Source organism: Acinetobacter sp. (assembly GCF_045628685.1).
Lineage (GTDB): Bacteria > Pseudomonadota > Gammaproteobacteria > Pseudomonadales > Moraxellaceae > Acinetobacter.
In genome coordinates this window covers 15,248-36,589 of record NZ_JAZQPV010000081.1, presented here as the reverse complement: position 1 = coordinate 36,589, position 21,342 = coordinate 15,248, and the positions used below count along the sequence as shown (strand labels likewise).

The 21,342-nt window shown below is 49.9% G+C and carries 28 protein-coding genes; 2 read left to right on the top strand and 26 right to left on the bottom strand.

Annotation, left to right across the window (positions count from 1 at the left end; genetic code table 11):
• The 7 genes from ACKI4H_RS11105 to ACKI4H_RS11075 all read right to left on the bottom strand — a co-directional run.
• Positions 1-339: hypothetical protein (locus ACKI4H_RS11105; protein WP_407305709.1), on the bottom strand; the 339-nt coding region annotated here is incomplete at its 3' end.
• Complete coding sequence (locus ACKI4H_RS11100) at positions 269-472, bottom strand: hypothetical protein (RefSeq protein WP_407305707.1); 204 nt, start codon at positions 470-472, stop codon at positions 269-271. The genes ACKI4H_RS11100 and ACKI4H_RS11105, both read right to left, overlap by 71 nt.
• Positions 469-789: a hypothetical protein gene (locus ACKI4H_RS11095; protein ID WP_407305705.1), complete on the bottom strand. Its 321-nt coding sequence runs from the start codon at positions 787-789 to the stop codon at positions 469-471. The genes ACKI4H_RS11100 and ACKI4H_RS11095 overlap by 4 nt, the downstream gene beginning before the upstream one ends.
• A complete protein-coding gene (locus ACKI4H_RS11090; protein ID WP_407305703.1) occupies positions 786-1,694 on the bottom strand; it encodes a hypothetical protein in 909 nt (302 codons plus the stop codon). The genes ACKI4H_RS11095 and ACKI4H_RS11090 overlap by 4 nt, the downstream gene beginning before the upstream one ends.
• Positions 1,691-1,909, bottom strand: coding sequence for a hypothetical protein (locus ACKI4H_RS11085; RefSeq protein WP_407305702.1), 219 nt, complete (start codon positions 1,907-1,909; stop codon positions 1,691-1,693). Before ACKI4H_RS11085 ends, ACKI4H_RS11090 begins: the two co-directional genes overlap by 4 nt.
• Positions 1,906-2,115, bottom strand: coding sequence for a hypothetical protein (locus tag ACKI4H_RS11080; protein ID WP_407305700.1), 210 nt, complete (start codon positions 2,113-2,115; stop codon positions 1,906-1,908). The genes ACKI4H_RS11085 and ACKI4H_RS11080 overlap by 4 nt, the downstream gene beginning before the upstream one ends.
• 1 nt (position 2,116) lies before the next feature.
• Positions 2,117-2,368: a hypothetical protein gene (locus ACKI4H_RS11075; protein ID WP_407305698.1), complete on the bottom strand. Its 252-nt coding sequence runs from the start codon at positions 2,366-2,368 to the stop codon at positions 2,117-2,119.
• Between the two features lie 132 nt (positions 2,369-2,500).
• On the opposite strand from ACKI4H_RS11075, the gene ACKI4H_RS11070 reads away from it, so the two are divergent.
• Positions 2,501-4,399, top strand: coding sequence for a tail fiber domain-containing protein (locus ACKI4H_RS11070; RefSeq protein WP_407305696.1), 1,899 nt, complete (start codon positions 2,501-2,503; stop codon positions 4,397-4,399).
• On the top strand, positions 4,399-5,709 hold the full coding sequence (locus ACKI4H_RS11065; RefSeq protein WP_407305694.1) for an Ig-like domain-containing protein: 1,311 nt from the start codon (positions 4,399-4,401) through the stop codon (positions 5,707-5,709). The genes ACKI4H_RS11070 and ACKI4H_RS11065 overlap by 1 nt, the downstream gene beginning before the upstream one ends.
• Before the next feature lie 94 nt (positions 5,710-5,803).
• On the opposite strand, the gene ACKI4H_RS11060 is transcribed toward ACKI4H_RS11065, so the two are convergent.
• The 19 genes from ACKI4H_RS11060 to ACKI4H_RS10970 form a co-directional block, all read right to left on the bottom strand.
• On the bottom strand, positions 5,804-7,297 hold the full coding sequence (locus tag ACKI4H_RS11060; RefSeq protein ID WP_407305692.1) for a SpoVR family protein: 1,494 nt from the start codon (positions 7,295-7,297) through the stop codon (positions 5,804-5,806).
• Positions 7,294-8,670: a DUF444 family protein gene (locus tag ACKI4H_RS11055; protein WP_407305690.1), complete on the bottom strand. Its 1,377-nt coding sequence runs from the start codon at positions 8,668-8,670 to the stop codon at positions 7,294-7,296. Before ACKI4H_RS11055 ends, ACKI4H_RS11060 begins: the two co-directional genes overlap by 4 nt.
• Positions 8,671-8,672: 2 nt before the next feature.
• On the bottom strand, positions 8,673-8,861 hold the full coding sequence (locus ACKI4H_RS11050) for a hypothetical protein (protein ID WP_407305688.1): 189 nt from the start codon (positions 8,859-8,861) through the stop codon (positions 8,673-8,675).
• A 23-nt stretch (positions 8,862-8,884) separates the two neighbouring features.
• Positions 8,885-10,849, bottom strand: a complete 1,965-nt coding sequence (locus ACKI4H_RS11045; RefSeq protein WP_407305686.1) for a PrkA family serine protein kinase — start codon at positions 10,847-10,849, stop codon at positions 8,885-8,887.
• A 33-nt stretch (positions 10,850-10,882) separates the two neighbouring features.
• On the bottom strand, positions 10,883-11,338 hold the full coding sequence (locus ACKI4H_RS11040) for a hypothetical protein (protein WP_407305684.1): 456 nt from the start codon (positions 11,336-11,338) through the stop codon (positions 10,883-10,885).
• A 237-nt stretch (positions 11,339-11,575) separates the two neighbouring features.
• Positions 11,576-12,244 (bottom strand): hypothetical protein, encoded by a 669-nt coding sequence (locus tag ACKI4H_RS11035; RefSeq protein WP_407305682.1) that lies wholly within the window; start codon positions 12,242-12,244, stop codon positions 11,576-11,578.
• A 240-nt stretch (positions 12,245-12,484) separates the two neighbouring features.
• On the bottom strand, positions 12,485-13,771 hold the full coding sequence (locus ACKI4H_RS11030; protein ID WP_407305680.1) for a nucleotide sugar dehydrogenase: 1,287 nt from the start codon (positions 13,769-13,771) through the stop codon (positions 12,485-12,487).
• Positions 13,768-13,962, bottom strand: coding sequence for a prepilin-type N-terminal cleavage/methylation domain-containing protein (locus ACKI4H_RS11025; protein ID WP_407305678.1), 195 nt, complete (start codon positions 13,960-13,962; stop codon positions 13,768-13,770). Before ACKI4H_RS11025 ends, ACKI4H_RS11030 begins: the two co-directional genes overlap by 4 nt.
• The gene (locus tag ACKI4H_RS11020; protein WP_407305676.1) at positions 13,963-14,295 is read right to left on the bottom strand and encodes a hypothetical protein; all 333 of its coding nucleotides are present in this window, start codon (positions 14,293-14,295) and stop codon (positions 13,963-13,965) included.
• A complete protein-coding gene (locus ACKI4H_RS11015) occupies positions 14,292-14,519 on the bottom strand; it encodes a hypothetical protein (RefSeq protein WP_407305674.1) in 228 nt (75 codons plus the stop codon). Before ACKI4H_RS11015 ends, ACKI4H_RS11020 begins: the two co-directional genes overlap by 4 nt.
• Before the next feature lie 24 nt (positions 14,520-14,543).
• Positions 14,544-14,720: a hypothetical protein gene (locus tag ACKI4H_RS11010; protein WP_407305672.1), complete on the bottom strand. Its 177-nt coding sequence runs from the start codon at positions 14,718-14,720 to the stop codon at positions 14,544-14,546.
• The gene (locus ACKI4H_RS11005) at positions 14,713-15,288 is read right to left on the bottom strand and encodes a hypothetical protein (RefSeq protein ID WP_407305671.1); all 576 of its coding nucleotides are present in this window, start codon (positions 15,286-15,288) and stop codon (positions 14,713-14,715) included. Before ACKI4H_RS11005 ends, ACKI4H_RS11010 begins: the two co-directional genes overlap by 8 nt.
• Complete coding sequence (locus ACKI4H_RS11000) at positions 15,285-15,737, bottom strand: hypothetical protein (RefSeq protein WP_407305669.1); 453 nt, start codon at positions 15,735-15,737, stop codon at positions 15,285-15,287. The genes ACKI4H_RS11005 and ACKI4H_RS11000 overlap by 4 nt, the downstream gene beginning before the upstream one ends.
• Before the next feature lie 70 nt (positions 15,738-15,807).
• Positions 15,808-16,890: an AAA family ATPase gene (locus ACKI4H_RS10995; protein ID WP_407305667.1), complete on the bottom strand. Its 1,083-nt coding sequence runs from the start codon at positions 16,888-16,890 to the stop codon at positions 15,808-15,810.
• 51 nt (positions 16,891-16,941) lie between these two features.
• Positions 16,942-18,570 carry a TROVE domain-containing protein gene (locus ACKI4H_RS10990; RefSeq protein ID WP_407305665.1) on the bottom strand — a complete coding sequence of 543 codons (1,629 nt, stop codon included), beginning with the start codon at positions 18,568-18,570 and terminating at the stop codon, positions 16,942-16,944.
• A gap of 525 nt (positions 18,571-19,095) precedes the next feature.
• Positions 19,096-19,680 carry a hypothetical protein gene (locus ACKI4H_RS10985; RefSeq protein WP_407305663.1) on the bottom strand — a complete coding sequence of 195 codons (585 nt, stop codon included), beginning with the start codon at positions 19,678-19,680 and terminating at the stop codon, positions 19,096-19,098.
• Positions 19,681-19,729: 49 nt separating this feature from the next.
• Positions 19,730-20,152, bottom strand: a complete 423-nt coding sequence (locus ACKI4H_RS10980) for an HNH endonuclease (protein WP_407305661.1) — start codon at positions 20,150-20,152, stop codon at positions 19,730-19,732.
• Positions 20,153-20,420: 268 nt separating this feature from the next.
• Entirely contained in the window at positions 20,421-20,873 is a 453-nt protein-coding gene (locus ACKI4H_RS10975; RefSeq protein WP_407305659.1) for an NUDIX hydrolase, read from the bottom strand.
• 235 nt (positions 20,874-21,108) lie between these two features.
• Positions 21,109-21,342 (bottom strand): hypothetical protein, encoded by a 234-nt coding sequence (locus ACKI4H_RS10970; RefSeq protein WP_407305657.1) that lies wholly within the window; start codon positions 21,340-21,342, stop codon positions 21,109-21,111.

Below are 21,342 nucleotides of genomic sequence, written 5' to 3'. Positions count from 1 at the left end.
GATGAGCTCAGAGTTCTCACTGTTACAGCGAGATCCTTTACGAACTCCAGGCTTCAGTTCCCGGTAGCCGCGACGCTCCCACATCTTCCCATCCACCTCAAAGTAGCCACGTGAATAGCGTGAAGTGACACAACCACCGCCGCCATACGCCCAGTAGTCTTGAGTGTGCTTCCGCTTCTCAAAAGTCTTGACGTTTGGATTGTATTCCTGGGCGAAGCCTAGCCGAGGAAGAACAAGCTTGCCGACGATGTTCCAGTTCTCGTCGTACTCATTCTCGGTCTGGTCCCTGAACGTCAGGCGGAGCTGCTTCGGTGGTTTCACTTCTTTTTTGGCTGTCATGGCTTGGTGTCCCTTTTGCGATAGTTCGTAAAGTCAAATCTGCAACATAAGCTGCATACGTGTTCGGTGCTTTGTTGATAATTTCATTGAGATTGCTGATGATGGTCTTCATCAGCCGATCTTCTGTTTTCATGTAGCCTTCTTGGTTGCTCGTGTAAAGAATCGAATGTACGTTCTGTTGTGGTGCTGGTCATACACAATTTCTATCCTCGTGCCTGGCGTCGGTGCTTTCATCTTCACCACGGCAGCTCCCCAGTTTTTCCTGGTTTCACCTGGTGCCAAGGCGTCGGTCCTCTTCCAACCCAGCTTGATGAAGAAGCTCTGCACTCCCGCGAGTCTGTCGCCTTTTCGTCCAGCAGCGTATTCATTTTTCTTATCTGTCGGAGCAAATCCTGTTGGGACTTTCTGCTCTGGTTCTTTTTCTTCCGTCAGAAGTTCGTTCACTTTCATTTTGATCCTCTATATTGTTCGAGTTCTGGAGGGACTTCATGTCCCTGTTCCTTCAGGTCGTCCATCGTGTTCTTGAAAATCGTTGCAGCGTCCTTGCGCTTCTTGATCAACTGAATGATTTGTTCGACTGAGAGGATGTCCTTGCCCTTGACACCTTTGCCAAACATCAGCTCAGCAGCTTTGTCAGGATCGCGGATTGGGTCCGGCCTTCGATCAAACTTGTGGTCGAGGCCCATTCGATCGAGCTCCGCTTGAACCTCGTCAGGGGTCGCCTTGCCCAGGTTCTTCGTCCGGCCCTTGCCGTCCTTCCGCATCTTCCGTACCTTAAACAGCCGTTCAAGTCCCTCATCGGCTTTAAATGACCGACGAACGCGAATGACCGGCTCGCCATCCTCTCCGTCTACCTCAAGGTCACGATCCTTTTCCCACACCTGCTTCATCATGTTGACGAGCAGAAGGGAACGCACTGCTCCTTTGTACTTCGATCCTGGAGCAGAGTGGAAAGCCCAGCGTGCCCATTCAGTCGATGGTACCAGCATCAAATCCACTTGAACCTTGTTCCCACCCTCCACGGGAACGGCAAAAGAAAACACGCCTTTGCCAGCACGGTGGATTTCATCCTGTCCAGTGGCATCGAGCATCTTCTTAACGATGGACTTCTCGTTGTACTTTGAAGCATCAACGGCAATGTCAATGTCCCCGCTGTCCTGTTTGGTACCTAACAGGGTGTGCGGGGTTGACCCCAAGAGGTTTGCCTTGAGGTCATCCAGTGGAATGCCTGCGTGTTTTGACACAAAGGCGAGCGCCGATTTGATGTCATTCGAGGTGGCGCGAGTCGTGCCTAGGTCCTTCGTAGACTTACCACTCGATTTCCGAGCCTCGCAAAGAAGTTCTACTAATTTCATTGTTCCCCTAAGTGTTCCTTGATGGCGTCAACAGTGAGGACGAGCTGATCAATATCAGTTACGTCGCCGACGTCGTAACCCAACATGGCGGATGCGGCCATGGACGTCAGTCGCTGAAGGTGAAAACCTTCGTAGGTGTTGTTGACGATGTCTTGTGCAGCAACAGTTTCCAGGAATGCTTGGGCAAAATTCTCCAGCTCTTCGAGGCGGCTCATTGTGAATGCCCCACGAAGTCAGTGTTCTTATGCAGCCACAGCAGAACTTCCTGGCCGTTCTCGATGGTGTAACCACGCGCCTCACAGGCGCTGAGGCAGTAGTCCAGCGTCGCATTAATCAGCAGTTCGCCGGCGCACTCTACCGAGGCATACACCACACCCGGATGACGTGCCGCGCTCAGCGTGCATTTGATGTTGACCAGCATGTTAAACTCCCAAACCGAGTTCATCGCGAAGCGCGTTGTCGATCCAAACGTAGGGATCGCCGGTGCGGGCTTTGGCGATGCCGTAAGGCATCTCACCGTTGTTGCAGTAGAAGCTGAAGAGATTGTCGTAGAAACTTTCATCAAGATCGTCGATGCCACCGCCGTCTTTCACAGTTTCTACAAGAAGAGTTGCTTCGTCTTCGGTCAGGTTGAATTTTGCGAGGAACTTGGCGATCATTTCAGCTTGGGTCATTTTTAACTCTGATTGGTTGGTATAAATCTATTATATCACACCAACCTGGTGTGTACACTCTTATTTAGTGAACATGTGCTGTACATGCGATGTGGTCATAAATAGATCATTCGCACTTATAATGGAATCACCATGCTTATTGATAACCCACAGATTGTAGAAGGAAGCTCAATTGGAAATCCTACTCTCGCTAGTGGCACAACTTTCCCTTCACTACCTAGTAGTGGCGAGCTATTTTTTAGAACCGATACTCTGTCGCTAAATTTCTATAATGGCACTGAATGGGTCGACGTTAAATCACTTAGTAGCGGGTTAAATGCATTTGCTAACTTATCTGAGAATGGTTTTGTAGTAAAGACCGCAGATGGAGGGGTGTCTGCACGCATTTTGGCCAATGGCAATGGAATCACCATAACAAATGGAAATGGAATTAATGGTAATCCATTAATTGCTTTAGCTAGTAGTGGCGTTGCGCCAGGGTCGTATGGTTCAGCAAACACATCACCAACGTTCACCATTGACACAACAGGTCGTATCGTGGCGGCGGCTCAAAATGCAATTCAACCTCTTTGGGCCAACATACAAAATAAACCGACCTCAATTAGCGGTTATGGTATTACAGATGCAGTTAGTTTAGGTAATATGCCAGGCGCGCCACTTGCCACCAGTGCCGCTCCCGGCACTGCGACCACCGCTGCAAAAGCGGATCACGTGCACCCGCTTCCAACTATTGATAACTTGTCTACAGGAATTACTGGAAAAGCTATCGGAGATGTGCTTTCATGGACAGACACCGGGTGGAAAAATGTTACGCAAACATCAATCGCTGCAGGGTCAGCAGTTCAATTATCAGCCCCTCGCACTTTAGCTATTAGCGGTGATGGATCAGGAAGCGCGACTTTTAATGGTGCGTCAAATGCTACTATTCCATTAATTCTTCAAAGCACTGGAGTATCAGCAGGGACATATGGGTCTTCAACTTCAGCTCCAATAATCACTGTTGATCAAAAAGGGCGGCTTACATCAGCAAGCAGCACCACAATCACGCCAGCATGGACATCGATCACTGGGAAACCTACAACTCTTGCAGGGTACGGAATTACAGATGCAACTAGCACCTCAGGTGCTGGAACGCCTAATGGTTTTGCAACCCTAGATTCAACTGGTAAGTTATCAACTTCACAAATCCCACCTAGCCTTGTTGGGGCTCTTCAATTTCAAGGAACTTGGGATGCGGCAAGCAATAACCCTCCGTTAGTGTCCTCGACGGGAACAAAAGGCCAGTTCTACAAAGTAAGCGTGGCCGGAGCAACATCAATAAACGGGCAAGCCTATTGGCAGGTTGGCGACTTGATCATTTTTGATGGTGTAACTTGGGATCGAATTGAAGGCGGCCCAACAGAGGTGTCTTCCGTTGCAGGTAGAGTAGGCAATGTCACCTTATCTGTCAGTGATGTGAATGGCGCAGTTTCAACAAACGGGTCAGGAGCTACTGGTACATGGAATATCAACATTTCTGGGTCAGCACCGGTGCTGACAGGGCCTGCACATGTTAACGGTAGTGATGGGTGGTTTAGAAGCTCACAGAATGCTGGGTGGTATAATGAAACTTATAATGTTGGCATCTATGCAACAGAAGCTGGTAATGTTCGTACCTACAACGGCGCAAACTTGATTGTGGGTGGTTACGTCCTCGCTGGCGGTGATGTTTCAGCATATTCTGACGAACGCTTAAAAGAGAATTGGCGAGACGTTAATGTTGATTTTATTGATAAGTGGGCCCATGTGAAATCTGGCACCTATGATCGCATTGACACAGGTTTAACACAAATTGGTGTAAGCGCACAATCTGTTCAACAAATTCTTCCTGCAGCTGTTACAGAGCATTCTGATGGTTACCTCTCCCTTAACTATGGCGCAGCGTCGATGGTCGCGACAGTTCAACTAGCTAAGGAGTTAGTTGAACTTCGTGAAATTGTAAAGAAACAGGATACAATAATTAAATATTTGATGGAAAAGGTAGGTAAATAATGGCTCTTCAAACATCGGGCACCATCAGTTTATCTCAAGTTAATACTGAGTTGTCACAGGCCACAACGACTACAATCAGCTTGAATCAAACTGCAGTGAGAACCCTTGCTAAAAAACCAAATGGTCAGATTAGCATGAGTGATCTTTATGGAAAATCGTCTGACACGGTCCCCCCAACTGTGAACATTACAAGCAGTAGGACAAGTTTGACAGCTGGTCAAACTGCTGTCATTACATTCACTCTTTCTGAAGCTTCACCTAATTTTACAGCTGCAGCTGTGACGGTGACAGGTGGCTCGTTGAGCGGTTTCGCAGGAAGTGGTCTTACTTTTACTGCAACATTTACTCCGGTGGCAAATACCGTTGTTACGGCTACTGTGAAAGTAAATGCAGGCACATTCACGGACACTGTGGGAAATCCAAACACCGCTGCAAGCATTTCATTAACCGTCAACACCACACCAGCCGCCGGCACGAATCTTGGTACCACCTGTCAAGGTTACAACTTGTATAATAAAATTGCCGACGGAGTTGGCGGCTTTACGTTGCAACTTGTAGCGACAAATAGCGCTGCGTGTGGTTATGTTGCCCCATCATACCCTTCAGCTGGAACTAACCTCGGCACCGTATGCCAAGGTGTTGACCTGTACAACAAAATTGCTGATGGTTATGGTAGCTATACCTTGCAAATTGCGCAATACAACAGTCCTTCATGCGGTTATGTAGCTCCGTCATATCCACCTGCTGGGACAGATCTTGGTACGGTATGCCAAGGATATGACTTGTATAGAAAACTTGCTAACGGCAGTGGTGGCTACACTCTTCAGCTCATTCAGAATAACAGCACTTCATGTGGCTATGTGGCGCCGCCAGCAGCTGGAACTAACCTCGGCACTGTATGCCAAGGTGTTGACCTGTACAATAAGATTGCTAATGGACAGGGTGGGTTTACTCTACAGCTTGCACAGGCAAATAGCCCATCATGCGGTTATGCTCCACCAGCATTCAGCGTAAGCTGCTCTCCAGACTATGTGATGTATAATTCAGATAACGCTGGTGGTCAGGTTTCCTGCCGTCCATCTTGCACGGTAACCGGCGGGGTGGCACCGTTTACCTACTCATGGTCGTTTGTTTCTAATCCAGGTGGATTCATTTGGTCAGTCTCGACGTCCGCTGTTGGCGTCGCAAGAGTTTCATATGTGAAGACCGCATTGACATCATTTTACGCATCCGTTCGTTGTACTGTAACAGACTCAACAGGACGTTCTTTGAGTGATGTCACCGAAATTCAAGCTGACGCATCGCAGTAACGTCACGCGGATACAGCATTAGTTAGCAAATAGCGCGGATGTTAAAAGGGACCTTACGGTCCCTTTTTATTTGTGCTAAAAATTAACGTTCGTTTTAGCAGTCGATTTCAACAGCATATCCCCACAGGCTGTCGATGTAGTCTGTAACGAGGTCGGCATCTGCAAGGTCAATGGCCCGACCCATGTAGGGAACATACTCCAGGCGAAGTGTGCGATCACCTTCGAGGTCAGCTTCCTTGACTACAATCTGTGGAACGTAGTTGATTCGTTCCAAGCTGCGTGCCATCGAGTTACGAATGTTCTTGTAACCCACTTCATCATGAATCTCAGTAACACGGGCGAGGATGGTGTCATCATCTTCATCGCCATCGCCGTGTTTGAAGCCGATCGTGAAGAGCTTCAGATCACGAATCACTTTTGGCGACATGTACTGAGCCACGAAGCTGTCATCACGGTGCTCGAATGCAGCTTCTTTGATGACTTCCTGCCAGCGCCGGCCCATCAGGTGTGGGAACCACTCACGATCCTCATCGGTTGGGTTCTCGCACATGCGCTTCAAATCCATCAGGATTGCAAAGCCGAGGGCGTACGGGTTCGGGCCGCTATACCACCGGTCGGTGTAGACTGGTTGGTAGATGACTGCACTATGACTTTCAAGGAAGGCCATAAATGCGTCAGGTGACAGGAACCCTTTCTCTTCCAAACGCGTCATGATGTAGTAGTGGCAGAAGGAAGCGAATCCTTCGTTCAGGTTCTTGGTTTGACCCTGGGGGTAGAAGTACTGATTGACCTTGTACACGATACGGAGGATTTCACGCTTCCACTGTGGCAGGTTTGGCGAGTGTTTCATGATGAAGTAGAGGAGGTTTTCCTCTTCCTCTGGCGAATCGCCTTCGTCATGTTCGCTGAGATCGACGTCTTTGAACGACGTCTTCTTCATGATGATGTCCAGCTCACGCTGTTTTTGGTCTTCATCAGCCAGCAGCTTCTGTAGGCGGGCTTCTTCGCTCATGCGTGGGTGGTGCTTGCGCTTGAACTTGTCGACCCCATGTGGCGCCAGCGAGTGAGCTGCATCGAGAACGAGTTCAACCTCTTCCTCGCCATAACGTTCCTCGCATTGGCGGATGTAGTCACGAGCGAAGATCATGTAGTCGACGATGGAGCCGGCGTTCGTCCACTGCTTGAACGACTCATTGTTCTTGAACACCGCATTGTGCCCAATTGCGGCGTGCGCCATCACCATGGTCTGCATGACCATGTTGTTGTCTTCCATCAGGTAGCTGATGCAAGGGTTCGTATTGATGACGATCTCATAGGCGAGACCTTGACGGCCGGACTGGTATGCACGGTGGGACTTGAGGAAGTCCTTACCAAACGACCAGTGATTGTAGTGGATTGGTAGTCCGATAGATGAGTAGGCATCCAGCATCTGCTCAGCTGAGATAATCTCAATCGAGTTCGGGTAGATGTCAACGCCGGGTTTAAGGTCCATCTCCTCGGCGGCGATGAGCTCGATTTCTTTCCAAACCTGTTCAATCAGCGCAGGAGTCCAGTCCGTATGACTTGTGATGTAGAGTGGCTCGGTCATTTCTTGGTTCCCCTCTTCTTGTAGATAACCTTGAAGGCATCAAACACCTGCGATTCCTCGCCGATCTTGATCACCATTAACTTGCTGTTGCTGTTGCTCGAGATTGACTTCATCACGTTCCATAGGCTGGGCCCGCTGCCATAACCTGAAGCAAACGACTCGCCGACTTGAACATACACGACGTGACGAACCTTACTGAGGAAGCCGGACTCTTCAATTTCCGCGATGACTTCCTTGTTGTCACTGTCCCAGTTATCGCCATCGCCCGCGTACGAGACGTAAATGTTCGTCTGGTCGGCGTCGTAACGCTCCTTGATGATCTTGTGCAGCAGCGCCCATGCCGGCGACACAACCGTTCCACCACTCTTTCGAGTGGTGAAGAAGTCCTCTTCGGTCATTTCCTCGGCTTCATCAGTATGGGCGATGAAGATAAGGTCTGTCTGCGGGTACTTCTTGGCAATGAACGCATACTGCAGTGTGAAGAACTTGCGCGCCATCCGCTTCTTTTCTTCATCCATGGACCCTGAGATGTCCATGATCATTGCAAGAACCGCATCTGATGCTTTCACCTGCACCCGTTCCGACTTCCTGTAGCGAAGGTCAACGTCTTCGTACAGACCAACGGCGCCGATCTTCTGCTTCAACTCAGCGATTCGCGTCGTGACTTTCTGCACGTGAATTGCCCAGGCATCGGTGCTTTCATGTTCGGCATTGTCGGACATTAGCACGACGAGCTCAGCTTCAAGGTCCTCCAGCTCTTCTCGGGAATCATGGGTCAGCGCCAAGCGGCGCGCCAATGAGTGTTTAAACGAACGGATCACCGACAGCTGGCCAGGGTTGCCAATTTTCTGGAAGCCCGCCCGCTGCATGACGTGCTCAGGCAAGTCCTTCTCGTGGTTTTCCTTCAAGTCAGGCAGCTCGCAGTCCTCAAAGAAGACGTCATAGAACTCAGAACGACTAATGTTGATGATGAAGTCGTCCTCACCGCTTTCGCCTGGGCCATTCCCGCTACCTCGGCCACCCCGACCCTTGCCGCTCTTGGCTAGAGGGAACTCATCGCCCTTCAGCCAAGTGTCGTTGCCAATCAGGACGATTTCTCGTTCACCAGAGTTGTGGTCATAGCTGAGGGTAGGTTCATTCAGGGCATGTCGTGCGACCTTCACTGGGTTAGTGTAGGAGTTCGCGCCGTGCGCCGAACCACCTTTATGAACACCGCCTGCATCGATATCCTCAGGCTTGGCATTTCTGATCGAATCTTTGATTCGCTTCAGAAGCTTCTGACGATTGCTCGATGATTTGCCACGTCCGGTATTACGACGATCCACGAAGATGAAGTTCGTCGAAACCGGGGCTTTTGGGCTTTCATCACTCATGTTTACTCCTTACCAAACAGCTCTGCAGCGGCTGCCGGAATTTCTGTACGATAATTGAAAGGGTTGTCATCGTTTTCCCATTCAATTTCTTGGCTCTCGTGCTTAGCGCCTGTAACGGAAGGAGTGAGGCTAAACTTGATCTCATCGACTAGCTCCTCCTCACTCAGTCCATCATGGTCCACTACGATCATAGTGATGCAGTGGACCATTGCCATTACGAGGCTTTGCGATTCGCCGTAAACCAGCTAACGAGAATTTTGATTTGATGGGTCGTGTAGCCCTTGTCGACCATGCGCTTCACGAAGCCCTGGTGCTTCTCTTCGGTTTCCTTGTCCTGCTTTGGACCGAAGGCGATCACCGGAAGAATCTGTTCAGTCGCCGAGAACATACGCTTCTCGATGACGGTCTTGATCTTTTCGTACTGATCCCAGCGCGGCGAGTTCCCTTCGTGCTTTGCTTTGTAACGCAGCACGTAGTGGACAATCTCGTTACGGAAATCCTTCGCGTTGGTGATCGCGGCAGCTTTCTCGATTTCTTCGAGCTTGCCGTTCAGCGTTTCGCGATTCAGCAGCGTGTGGGTTTCCGGATCACGACACTGTTCGTCATTGATCCATGCCTCGGCGAAGAGTACGTAACGTTCGAACATGTTCTGGCCGAACGAGCTGTACGATTCGAGGTAGGCTGTGCGCAGTTCTTTTTCGAGGAACTCGAAGTACTTCGGCTGCAGGAACGACTTGATGAAGTCCAGGTACTTTTGGTGCTTTTCTTCGACGAGTGCTTCCTTGCGGATCGCTTCTTCGATGACGAACATCAGGTCGATCGGATTGGCTTGGGTTTCTTCCGGACGGAGGTCGAAGACCGAAGACAGGATTTTGAAACCAAAGCGAGTCGACATGCCGTTCATGCCTTCATCGACGCCGGCGTTGTCGCGGTATTCTTCGTACGGCTTGGCATTTGGCATGGTGTCCTTGACGTTCTCGCCGTTGTAGACGCGAAGCTTTGCGTACAGGGTCGAGTTTTCCGGCTCCTTCAGGCGGGTGAGAATCATCCACTGGGCGAGCATCTTCAGGGTGCCCGGAGCGATCGGAGCCGAGCGGAGGTTCGAACCCTTCAGCATCTTCTCGTAGATTTTCATCTCTTCATCGACACGCAAGCAGTAAGGCACGTCGACGATGAAGACGCGGTCGAGGAACGCTTCGTTCGTCTTGTTGTTTTTGAAGGCGAACCACTCGCTTTCGTTCGAGTGAGCAACGATAATGCCGGTGTAGGGCATCGCCGGAATTGCTTCCGTGCCGTTGTAGTTGTGTTCCTGGGTCGCCATCAGGAGCGGGTTCAGGGTCTTGATGTTTGCCTTGAACATCTCGGCGAAGTCCATCATGCCCTGGTTCGTGCGGTTCAGGCCGCCGCTATACGAGTAGGCGTACGGGTGGTTCTGCGGGAACTTTTCCAGCTTGCGCAGGTCGGTCTTGCCGATCAGCACCGAAACGTCCTGGTTGTTTTCGTCGCCCGGTTCGACCTTCATCACGCCCACTTGACGGTCCTTGTTCGGGTACAGCTTGACCACCGAGAACTTGGTGATGTCGCCTTCGAATTCCTGCAGCTTCTGGAGGGCCCAGCCGGACAGGACGGTGTTACCGATGTAATTCGCCGGGATGCCGAGCTCATTGACCAGCGCTGCATGCGCTTGATCGTTCTTGTCGAACAGGCCCAGCGGCGACTCGAACACTGGCGAGGTGCGGAGTTCTGAATCTTTTTCGTTCGCGTCGTACAGGGCGTAGATCGGGAACTTTTCCATCAACGACTTCAGGCGCTCGACGATGGAGGACTTGCCACCACCGACCGGGCCTTTCAGGTATAGGATTTGCTTCGATTCTTCCAGGCCGGCGGCAGCGTGGCGGAAGTAGGCCACCAGACGCTCGACAGCGTCTTCAGCACCATAGAAGTCCTGGAAGGCGTCGTAGACACGGATCTTCTTGTTGCTGTGGATACGGCTGAGACGGGGGTCCTCGCTCGTGTCGACCACTTTCGGTTGGCCGATGGCAGCGACCATGCGCTCTGCTGCTGATGCGTATGCCATGCGGTCCGTTTTGCACAGATCGAGGTAGGCATCGAGGCTCATTACTTCGGGCGTAGCGAACTTCGCCGAGAACGAGGAAGTGAGGGAGGAAAGATTACTCATGTGATCACCTTTGTGTGTTGGTGTGGTGCAACGTTAAGTTTGTTCACCTTCCGAGGTATGGTCGAGATGGAACATCTGTCCATGCACTACCGCACCAGTTTCGATAATCAATTCCCGGTAGAGAATTTTCTTTGCTTTTAGAACGGCGCCAGTTTTAATGGCAAGCGTGCCTTCGACGGTGATCGTGTCGCAAGTAACTTGACCCGTGATGATCACGTTGTGCACGTTGATTTCCAACGGTTTTTCGAACCTGACGACGGTTCCGTTCACCATCAAGGTGGTCTTGGTTGCCACCTTTTCCGGAGGGACAACTCCGGTGATGTACGACAGAGCTGCATCACCGTCGATAACAGTGGTGGAGTTTGCCGAGATAGCTATGTCACCACGGATGCTGGTGCCTTTGCCAATTAGTGTGTCGAATCCTCTGGATCGGAAAATAGTCATGTTGTCTTTCAAACTATTTAAAACTTTTGTATTGACCTCGATCATCTGAGGTTGCATTTGTTCATGAATTCATTGTACTACATTTTGACCTATTTGTACAACAAACTATCATAGTTACACAGGTCAAACAATTTGTAAAGTTACTTAATCAACGAATCACGCCGTAGGAGCCATTGTAAAAGTTCAGCACGGTATGCTTGAATTTCCTCATCAGAACAATCTTGGCAATCGTCGCAGTCATAGATGTTGGCGACGAGGCGTCTAATGTTCTGAGAACATTCGTCAAGTAGCGACAGGTTCTGGCTCATCTTTGTCCATCATGTGCTTGATCAGCTTCAGTTGATTGATGATCTCGAGCTTTGCGTTCTCGAAGATCGCTTCCTGGTGTGGGAACCGACGGCGAGCCTGCTTGATGCGATGCAGGAACTCCTCCTCGGTCTCCTTCACGTAACGTTCGAGACGAGCTGGATTAAACACGCCAAACATCGTGGAGACGTTGTCGCAGCGGTCCTCGCTCTTGACAGCAGCGCAGTCCTCGTCGTCGAAGATTTCATCAAGGCTGTAGTCAGGGTTCTTCTGACCCAAGATTTCCTTGGACAGCTTGCGAAGCTTGCCCGCGACGATCTTGCCCCATTTCTGCTCGACTTCCTCGAGCGAGACCATCTTGCCTGTCTGCTTGTTCGGGTCCTCGACAGCGTCGTGAAGGAAGGCGAGGATGTAGACCACCCCCGGGTTCTTCAGGCTCTTGTGATGGGTACGCAGTCGCATGAAGATGCTCAGCTGGTGGATGAACTCGGGTTCACCCCCATTCCGCTTCCCGTCGTGGTGCTCCAGCCCGTACTCCAACGCCTCGAGCACCTTGAAGTACTCGGGATCGTGTTCAGCCATGCCGAGCAACCAATAACGGGCTGCAATGGTTAGCTTTTCAAACTTTGAGAGTTTATCGTCCATGATTTATTATACCTTAAATTCAACCTGAATACCCATTTAAAGTGTAACAATCAACCGGTTCGGCCATTGAGAAAATCGAAGAAGGGAGGTGGAACTTTTGTTTTCTTTTCCACCTCAGAAACTTTCGGTTCCTCTATGACTTCCTTGGTCGCTTGTACTTCCGATACATCAGAAGGGGATGTCCCCACCGGTTCCCGAGGTCGTCCTTATCAAAGCTCTGCTTGCTCATTTTCTTCTCATTTACAAAGTCCAAACGTTGATTGAAAATTCCTTGAGGATGCCGTGGTCAAACGCCGACTTGACATCGATAAAGGAACCACCAGGTTGCAGCTTGTCCGCGAACTTCGCGGTTGGAGCATCACGGTACACCTTGTGCGCGACAGCTGCAATAGCACCGTCAGCAATTGGCAGGTCGTCCCAGTCATACAGATCGATTCCATATTCATGTTTGACCTCGTCCTTGTCAGCATGCGGATCATGCACGAAGACCTCGACACCATACGTCTTCAGTTCGTGAATGACGTCCACGACTTTGGTGTTACGGATGTCGGCGCAGTCCTCCTTGAAGGTTAGGCCAAACACGTTGATCTTCGCGCCTTTCAGCTGGGTACCATTACGGACCATGTGCTTGATCGTCTGCTCCGCGATGTACTTGCCCATACCGTCGTTGATGCGACGACCAGCGAGGATCACTTGAGGGTGGTAGCCGACGGTTTCAGCCTTGTGCGTCAGGTAGTAAGGGTCGACGCCAATGCAGTGCCCACCTACAAGACCCGGACGGAATGGTAGGAAGTTCCACTTTGTACCTGCGGCCTCGAGCACTTCGGTCGTGTTGATACCTAGCTTGCCGAAGATAATTGCCAGTTCATTCATCAACGCAATGTTGAGGTCACGCTGTGTGTTCTCGATGACCTTACACGCTTCAGCGACCTTGATGCTCGACACACGGTGCACACCTGGCTCAACGATCAGCTCATACAGCTTTGCCACCTTATTGAGGGTCTCCGGTGTGTCACCAGCAACCACTTTGATGACGTTGGTGAGCATGTGCTTGCGATCACCTGGATTGATCCGCTCAGGTGAGTAACCGACGTTGAAGTCTTCTTTCCACGTCCAGCCTGAGTGCTGCTCAAGAACCGGGATACACACCTCTTCAGTGGCACCTGGATAGACAGTCGATTCATAGATGACAATCGCGCCATGCTTCAGGTTCCCGCCAACTGTTTGGCTTGCCTTGATCAGCGGCGTAAAGTCTGGTGTATGCGCTATGTCCACAGGTGTAGGCACTGCAATGATGATCACATCGGCGTCAAATAGACGGCCCGCTTCAGATGTGTACTCAGCGTGCGCCGCCGCAGCCATCTGCTCATCCGAGAGTTCATGGGCTGGATCAACGCCACTGGAACAGCACTCAACCTTGGCTTCATCGATATCGAAGCCGATGGTCCTCATGTGTTTGCCGAACTCAATGACAAGTGGGAGCCCGACATAACCGAGCCCCACAATTGCAACTACTTGATTCGTCATTTTTCTTCTTTCGCGGGTGTGGCTGGTGCCGGCGTAGGGGTAATGAGTTCGATGTTCTCGTCAGCAGCACGAATCGTTGGGGCACTTGGCGCGGCGTGATCCTTGCGGACAATGCCCAAGATAACGGAACCGATGATGCCAATGATCACGATGACAACCATCAGCTCGATGAGTGTGAAACCTTTTTGCATTTATGCTCCCTTATGACGACCATCGATTACACCGCGGTTGTACGCGTCTTTCAATGCATACTCGAGATAACTCGGGTTCTGCTTCAGCGCGGTGAAGAGGATAATTTCAAGGTAAACCTCCAAGTCGGGCGCGCTGGACGCGATCAGGTTACTGATATGTCCAGCTGCAACCTTGTCATAGACCATCACAGTGACACCGTACAACTCGTAGCGCGCGACCGGGAACCAGCCGTCATCGCCTCTGCCGAGTTGGAGCTTGAATGCCTCGAACTGTGGGTGCGGGCCTTCTGCGAGTTGGCAGGGATATTCCATACCGTAGCTGAGTGGTTTCATTTCTTGTTCTCCTCGTTGATTTTTGCAATTTGCGCATCGTAGCGCTGAAGCATCAGGCGGATGTGGTCAGCAGCATCATACATGCCAAACTTTACCGCGATGCGCTCGAGATCACGAAACTGATCCATCGTTCCGTCCTGACGCTGATTGAAAGGAGGAAGACTTTTCAGAGCTTTTGCAATTTTATCATCCATTTTATAGCCTTTCACTGTTCGTATAACCATTATAACACATCCTGGGAAAAAGTGTTAATGAATTAGGTCATTTGCAGGCGCCATTTGATCAATGTACTGTGCCTCTGTGGCTTGGAACAAAATATGTTCTAAAAGAACTAATTCCTCCGTCTCTAGTTGCTCTACAGAAAGCTCACCGCTCATCGCAGCTTTAAGCCCCGCTTTACCGTGCACTTTTTGATTTTCATTCAAGAGCCTTTATGCTTCTGATATAAATCTCGTTAGCTGACACCGTTGAGTGACTTCCGTTCTCAAATACCGTCTTAACGATACAATCGAAGGCACACTCGTCAAATTTATTTGCAATTTCTAACGCCATGTCAACTCTAGCGTAGAATCGAAAAGTTAAACACACATCGTAGCTTGTGTAGCTGTGTTTCTTATGTTCTTCAATGCCAATAGCTAGGTCCAGAAACTTTGTGTTCATGTACGGCGTAGCTGAGAAGACCCGTGCGCACGCCTCTTCACCAGCTTTATTCAGCGCATCACCTGATAATGGCTTCAGTGTTCCTCCTTCGGCTGACGGCCAACAATAAAACTCCATTACGAGCTCGTGGGGCGCGTAACCCATCATTTCTAAAATGATCTGCTGAATATCAGCGTCACCGATATCCTCGATGTACTTGTGACCGTTCTTCAGGTGAACTTCAAGCTCATTGTGCGACACCTGTCGAATGATCTGAATCGGGTCAGTCTCCTTCGATGAGCTGACGATGAGTGCGCCGCGCGACTTACGAATGACAATTGGATCATCGATCATAATGTCCGCCCTACTGTAAGGTGAAAGAATTTCTTCTCTGGTGGAAGTCCATACGAGGTACGAATGTCAGCCAGTTCTTCTGAGATGACGTTCACCCACCAGTGATCTGCGTTGGTGTAAACTTGGTGCGTGTAGTAGATTTTGATTTCACGCCCCTCATCACGTCCCCATTTCTCAGGATTCGGCAAGGCTTCACCTCGGATAACCGAAACATGAGCACCCCACTTGCTCTTCCAATGGAGGTCGATGCTAAACCGTTGCTTGATGATAGACGCATAATACCTGGTAATTTCATCGTCTACGTTCAACAGCAACCAGTCGGCATGGTGCCACAGCTTCCCCACTGTACAATGAGGGTAGTCCTCATGCTCGCTGTCCCTATACATTGTGATCAGCTTATCAAAATTGCTGCCAAGAATACAGGTGCCAGCTGTAGTATCTAAAATCACAATCACATCCTTCTCCTAAACCCACACAAAAAGGGGACCGAAGTCCCCTTTATTCTTCGCTAAGGCTTGTTTAAACCGCGAGGTAGTTGAACTTCTTATCAACGTGCCTGATCAGCTTCACGACGGTATTGCCCTTGGTGTAGGTGTACGTGCCCTTGCTGATGTTCATCAGGTCGTTCGGGCCGAAGCTGAAGTAAGCTCGGTCATCAGTCTTACGTTTTGCGCCGTCAATCTTCAGCTTTGCGACGTCGCCATTTTCAGCTGGGCGCCAAGCAAAGCTGACGTCCTCGGACAGAGGGTTGCCAGTGAACTCGCTCGGGTACAGGTTCTCGATCACGACGCCGTCGATCAGCAGTTGGATGTCATGATCGTGATCCTTGTTGTCGATCGGGGTCACGTTCAGCATCTCGACGGCTTCCATTGCCGTCATGTCGAAGCGGTTCATCTCCTCAACCAGCGCCTTCAGCATGTCGAAGTTGAAGGTGTGGAAGTGAATTGAGATGTGCTCGACGCCCTTGAGGTTGTTCTGGTTGATCAGCACATCCTCGCAGTACTCGCGAATGAACTCGGCTTCCAGGCCCTCGTACTTCAGGTGATAGAAGATTCGACCAGGCCGGTTGATCATGTGCGTGTCAATACGCCACAGGTTGTTCGCAGTGAGGACGAACAGCTTCTTCGAAGGGAACAGACCATCAAGTAAGGTCAGCATCTTCTCCTGGTCGTCGTTGTCATACAGCTTCTCGAATTCATCAAAGATCACGACCGCAGGAACATCGATCATCTGGATGAAATGATTGAAATTGGCGCCGCAGAACGGTGAGTTCACGATGATGGTCGACATGCCCTGATCAGCGCCCATTAAGGACAGCTCACGGGCGAGCATCGTTTTGCCGGAACCTTGTTCGCCTGACAGGAGGACGCCCGTGCTGTTCGGACGGGAGCCGAACGCGGCCATGATTCGATTAGCCTTCTTCTGAACGCTGCCGTACGTCTTCTTAGGGCGGGTGAAGTTCTCTACCTTCGTCAGGTAGAACTCCCCTTGCGGAGTCTGCGACACCATGTAGGTGCCGATAGGCAGTTCTTTTCCTACACTGAGCAGCTCGGTTTCGGAACGAAGAAAGATACCAGCTGGTTGATGAAGAAAATGCGTCATATATGTTCTCTCGTAAAATTAAAGGGGTCCATTAGGACCCCTTGTTACTTCTTAGAAGTTCGCAATAATCTGCGGTGCGGCGCTGTCGAAGCCGGCCACATCCAGCATACCACCGTCTTTCGGGTCAGCAATCGTGAAATTGGAAACAGAGGTTCCGATCACGATTGACCTTGCCATCTTGCCCTTCTTCTGACGGTACTTGTTCAGCGCCTGCACTGGGGCCTGGCCACCAGCATAGGTTTCATTGTCGGTGATGATCGTGAACTTGTCCACGTCCAGGTCGAGCTTTGCTGCGTGCTCGAACGTCTTTGCGCAATCCGTACCACCGCCGTCCCAGCGCTTCGCCTGTAGTGCCTTGATCGCAGCGTCGAGACGCATGGACGGCGACACGTTCAATTCAACCAGCGTGTGGTTGAAGCCAACGATGTAGTGGTTCGGCTGATTGCGAGCAATCGCCATTGCCATCACAGCTGCAACTTCAGCAGCGGTCAGGTTTGGCGAGCCATTCACCATCGCGCTTTGCATCGAGCCTGAGATGTCCACGCCGATCATGTAATTCTCGTCCGTCTTATCCACGGCGCCGAACGATGCGTAGAACGCGTCGTCAAGGGCGGTGATGATCTTCTGGTCTGGGTTCCACGACATCGAACCCTTCAGGCCACGGCCCATCGAGTACTGCTTCATCGCTTGCAGGATCGTTACTGGGTGCACGCGGCCACGACGAATCGCTTCGACATCGGTCAGCTTCGCAACTGCAAGCTTCGAACCTTCCGACAGTGGACCGATCACGCCATGCGACGTCAGGGAACCCAACTTGCGGATCAGCGCTGTCATGCCCATGTTCTTCAACAGAGCGAATAGCACGTCCTTGTCGTTCAGGAAGTTGGTCGGAACCATTTCCCAGGTCACGAGGTCAGAACCTTCGATCAAGCGGATCACGTCACGCTTGTCGGTCGTACGCTTCAGCATTTCGAAGTCCACCAACAGCTGTGGAACTTGCTTGCCTTCTTCAACGGCGCCTTTTACGGCGTAGCCGAGCAGGGTTTCCTGTTCTGGCGAGGTTGGCTTCACGTGTGCGAGACGCAGCACGTCGCGGTGCGACCAGCCATTACGCTGCTGGTACTTCAACAGCTGGACAGCCAGCTTGTCGAGGGTCTTCTCGGTGTACCACTTGGAAACACCACGCTTTGCGGCCGCGTTCCACTTGCCCATCGCGTCCAATAGCGACACGAACAGGAAGAGGTGGGTACCGATACGGCACACCTTAGGTAGGGCCTCGTACGCAGCGGTCACGGTAACAGGGTCACCGAACACGGCAGCGAGGGCCAGGACCACGATCGCTGGGTCATTTTTTGGAGCACGGCCGGCCAGGGAGTACTCGACCAGGCGGTTGACAACGCGCACGCCGTCTTCCTTCAGGCACTTCTTCGTGGTTTCGAACGACTGCTTGGTCGTTGCCTCGGCGCCGACGTAGTAACCGGCTGATTCCGAGCCGATCATGAGGAAGCGGTCGAGCACGCCCCAGTGATCCAGCGTGAAGGTGAAGCCACCGGCGTTGTTACGCGCCATGTCGGCTTCGCGGCCTGGAATTACTTTGGTCTGTGGGGTCGAGATGGATGCTTTTGCCTTCGTCTTGGACGAAGCTGCGTTTGCTTGGTTGGTGTAGTTCGAAGTTGCCATGGTATTCCTTTCAAATAAACGGCTGCGATGAGCGCAGCAAATTAAACAACTCACTGAGAAACAAAAATGCAATCGAGAATTTCAGCAACTTCACACGCTTTCACGTGATTCATGTCTCTTTCGAGTGCAGCAATAAGAAGCTACCTACATCACGCTTTTAGCGGTGATCACTATCTAGATTTCGACCTAGCAATAGCAAGTTTTACGGAACTTACAACGCTACATTTTTTGGCCTCGTAGTTGGCACAATCACATATCGCATGCGACAAACGTCTGTTACTTCTGGCTTGTCTTTCTAACTCGCGTTAAAAGAACAGAGACTCATAGGTTTTCAGTTAGATTGGCGGATAATCGATATACGGCGGTTTCTCAGTGGTTGAATAAGACCTAAATGGACTGCGACAAAGAAGATGGTTACGGATAGCGAAGGTTGATAACCGTGACCTTTCGGTCGCTTTAGATCAACAGACGGTGAACTGTCTGGTTTTACTGCAGTTTTAGCTGCAGCATCAATCTATATATGTATTATACACTTGGAGTAGGCTGTTGTACATTTGTTTGATCAGGTTCAATAACCTCGCAGTAGTACAATATACCATCAATACAAGCGAAGAGCAGTCCTGAAATAGCTGGTATAATGGGCGTACCATCAGACACCTCTGCTGGACCATGATATAGAAATTTTGCTGGTTGGTCAAACTTAGGTGATTTCATAATTACCCATTCAAAAATATCTTTACCTTGATATTGTCCGATTGGTTCAGAAGTTTGATCAACGACTACAACATCAACAATTCCAGCCTCTTGCATCAATTTCAATGCTTCTTCAGGAGTATATTTCTCTGATGCCAACTTGTCACAGATGGTTTTAATACGTTGTTCTTCTTCAAGTTTTTTAAAATCGGTGTCTGTAATTTTTCTAGACACCACAATTCCAATAGCAAGAAAGATCAGATAATACAAAAATATTCCCAATGGAATTATAAGAAAAATATAGTGGAGTGGTAGAAAAGCTAGGAAGCCAACGGCTGCTATAATCATAGTAACAGCCCAAATTGCTCTACCTCTGTTTGCAGCTTTTGATAATTTTTCACCAAGATCTAATGACATATTTTCTCCATGTGAAGAGGGCGATTTGTAATCACCCTCTTCCATAACTTTAGGCTTTTAATTCTTCCCACACTCTAGAATGCTCAGGTAGAAAGGATTTCAAGTATTCCATTTGACAGTCGAGCACTTTTCTATTTTCTAAAATCAATGCTTCGGCGCGGTTAGGAGTGTATGGCACATATAACAACTTCATGCCACATTCTTCTAAAAGCTGGTCATCCTTCTTGTGATTACAGCTCTCGCATGCTGTAACAACGTTTGTCCATTTGTCAGGCCCGCCTTTCGATGTTGGAATCACGTGATCACGTGTAAGTTTGATATCGGAAAAGGTCTTGCCGCAGTACGCACACATGTGACGGTCACGACGGAACAATTCACGATTTGTCAGTGATGGTGCCTTGTGCATGCGTTTCGCAGCAGCAGAATGGCCCTTGACAGCGATGATCGGCGCCGTCTGAATTGTTGAGACCAAGCCAGTGATTCGATTTTCACCACCACGAAAGATTATGTCGCCTTGCCCTTCACCAAGCTGCCATGCAACTAAGTTTTTAGCGTGATAGGTGATTGCATCTTCGTAGGATATCCATCTATGTGGCTGTCCCTGCGCGTCTAGTGTAAGTATTCTGCTGCTGCCCATGATTCTTTCCCTAAGTCAAAACTACCTCTCGTATTTATAATAGTGAAAGCCGCCTCTAAAAGGCGGCTTTCACTATTACTATGTGTGTTACTTCATTGCACTATTATTTGAGCTGATTCTCGAGCAATTCCACGTACTTCAAGTGGTCGCGCCGTCCCGAATCCCTAAAATCTTCCAAAGTCATCCATGTTACATATTCTGTTTCATCACACCATTTGTCAAAATCATAACGATCAATGATCTCGCATGAAAAGAGAGTCAAATGATACGCTCCAGAATAGAGCGTAACATACTCATCCGCAAGATCTTTCACGGTGCCCTTGCGAATATTCCTGCGTTTCAGCCCGAGCTCTTCCTCCGCCTCGCGGATGGCTGCATCGAGAGTGCCCTCATTTGGTTCAATCTTCCCCTTAGAAATCATGGGGCGGGGACCACCAAACTTTGGGTCCGAGCTTACCATCATGAGGTACTCGATTGTTCCATCACTTGACACCATATAAGGAATCAACCCTGCGCGAGGGCGCTTTTCGTATCCTGTTTTATCAGTATTATGCATGATGATATTATAACATAAAATGGAGATGCCGTGTAAAAATAATGGGCTTGTTTTTAAGACAAGCCCATTTTTAAGTGGTTATAGCACTGTTAATCAGTACTACGACGTTTTGTGCCCTCATATTCAGTATGGGCGTGGTGTCTACGCAAACCGGGCCTCTTACGCAACACAGACACGAGTAAAACCCCAACTGCTATAAGAAGAACTACTCCTACAAAAACAACAGTAAACGTGTTCATTTTTTCAAACTACGCTTTGTGATCGGCTTGGTGCCTGTCGATGATTTTTTCTTGCGCGGTTTTTTGGCAGTCACCGGTACTGCTGATTCTTCTACCTTGTGCGCGTCTTCTAATGGTCTTTTGTCTTCGACCTTGTCTTTTGCTTTTTCAGCACGGTCTTCAATTTTTTGTTCAACCTCTTTAAACTTCTTACTGAGGTTTTCAAAAAAATGCTTGATAGCTTTAAACAT

Excerpts from the sequence above, each read along its gene's own strand:
- ACKI4H_RS11095 (WP_407305705.1), bottom strand. The coding sequence starts at position 789 with ATGAAAGTGAACGAACTTCTGACGGAAGAAAAAGAACCAGAGCAGAAA.
- ACKI4H_RS11085 (WP_407305702.1), bottom strand. The coding sequence starts at position 1,909 with ATGAGCCGCCTCGAAGAGCTGGAGAATTTTGCCCAAGCATTCCTGGAA.
- ACKI4H_RS11055 (WP_407305690.1), bottom strand. The coding sequence starts at position 8,670 with ATGAGTGATGAAAGCCCAAAAGCCCCGGTTTCGACGAACTTCATCTTC.
- ACKI4H_RS11040 (WP_407305684.1), bottom strand. The coding sequence starts at position 11,338 with ATGATCGAGGTCAATACAAAAGTTTTAAATAGTTTGAAAGACAACATG.
- ACKI4H_RS11060 (WP_407305692.1), bottom strand. The coding sequence starts at position 7,297 with ATGACCGAGCCACTCTACATCACAAGTCATACGGACTGGACTCCTGCG.
- ACKI4H_RS11030 (WP_407305680.1), bottom strand. The coding sequence starts at position 13,771 with ATGACGAATCAAGTAGTTGCAATTGTGGGGCTCGGTTATGTCGGGCTC.
- ACKI4H_RS10995 (WP_407305667.1), bottom strand. The coding sequence starts at position 16,890 with ATGACGCATTTTCTTCATCAACCAGCTGGTATCTTTCTTCGTTCCGAA.
- ACKI4H_RS10990 (WP_407305665.1), bottom strand. The coding sequence starts at position 18,570 with ATGGCAACTTCGAACTACACCAACCAAGCAAACGCAGCTTCGTCCAAG.
- ACKI4H_RS11050 (WP_407305688.1), bottom strand. The coding sequence starts at position 8,861 with ATGATCGTAGTGGACCATGATGGACTGAGTGAGGAGGAGCTAGTCGAT.
- ACKI4H_RS11075 (WP_407305698.1), bottom strand. The coding sequence starts at position 2,368 with ATGACCCAAGCTGAAATGATCGCCAAGTTCCTCGCAAAATTCAACCTG.
- ACKI4H_RS11100 (WP_407305707.1), bottom strand. The coding sequence starts at position 472 with ATGAAAACAGAAGATCGGCTGATGAAGACCATCATCAGCAATCTCAAT.
- ACKI4H_RS11005 (WP_407305671.1), bottom strand. The coding sequence starts at position 15,288 with ATGATCGATGATCCAATTGTCATTCGTAAGTCGCGCGGCGCACTCATC.
- ACKI4H_RS10975 (WP_407305659.1), bottom strand. The coding sequence starts at position 20,873 with ATGCATAATACTGATAAAACAGGATACGAAAAGCGCCCTCGCGCAGGG.
- ACKI4H_RS11045 (WP_407305686.1), bottom strand. The coding sequence starts at position 10,849 with ATGAGTAATCTTTCCTCCCTCACTTCCTCGTTCTCGGCGAAGTTCGCT.
- ACKI4H_RS10970 (WP_407305657.1), bottom strand. The coding sequence starts at position 21,342 with ATGTTTAAAGCTATCAAGCATTTTTTTGAAAACCTCAGTAAGAAGTTT.
- ACKI4H_RS11090 (WP_407305703.1), bottom strand. The coding sequence starts at position 1,694 with ATGAAATTAGTAGAACTTCTTTGCGAGGCTCGGAAATCGAGTGGTAAG.
- ACKI4H_RS11020 (WP_407305676.1), bottom strand. The coding sequence starts at position 14,295 with ATGAAACCACTCAGCTACGGTATGGAATATCCCTGCCAACTCGCAGAA.
- ACKI4H_RS11025 (WP_407305678.1), bottom strand. The coding sequence starts at position 13,962 with ATGCAAAAAGGTTTCACACTCATCGAGCTGATGGTTGTCATCGTGATC.
- ACKI4H_RS11070 (WP_407305696.1), top strand. The coding sequence starts at position 2,501 with ATGCTTATTGATAACCCACAGATTGTAGAAGGAAGCTCAATTGGAAAT.
- ACKI4H_RS11065 (WP_407305694.1), top strand. The coding sequence starts at position 4,399 with ATGGCTCTTCAAACATCGGGCACCATCAGTTTATCTCAAGTTAATACT.
- ACKI4H_RS10985 (WP_407305663.1), bottom strand. The coding sequence starts at position 19,680 with ATGTCATTAGATCTTGGTGAAAAATTATCAAAAGCTGCAAACAGAGGT.
- ACKI4H_RS11035 (WP_407305682.1), bottom strand. The coding sequence starts at position 12,244 with ATGGACGATAAACTCTCAAAGTTTGAAAAGCTAACCATTGCAGCCCGT.
- ACKI4H_RS11015 (WP_407305674.1), bottom strand. The coding sequence starts at position 14,519 with ATGGTTATACGAACAGTGAAAGGCTATAAAATGGATGATAAAATTGCA.
- ACKI4H_RS11080 (WP_407305700.1), bottom strand. The coding sequence starts at position 2,115 with ATGCTGGTCAACATCAAATGCACGCTGAGCGCGGCACGTCATCCGGGT.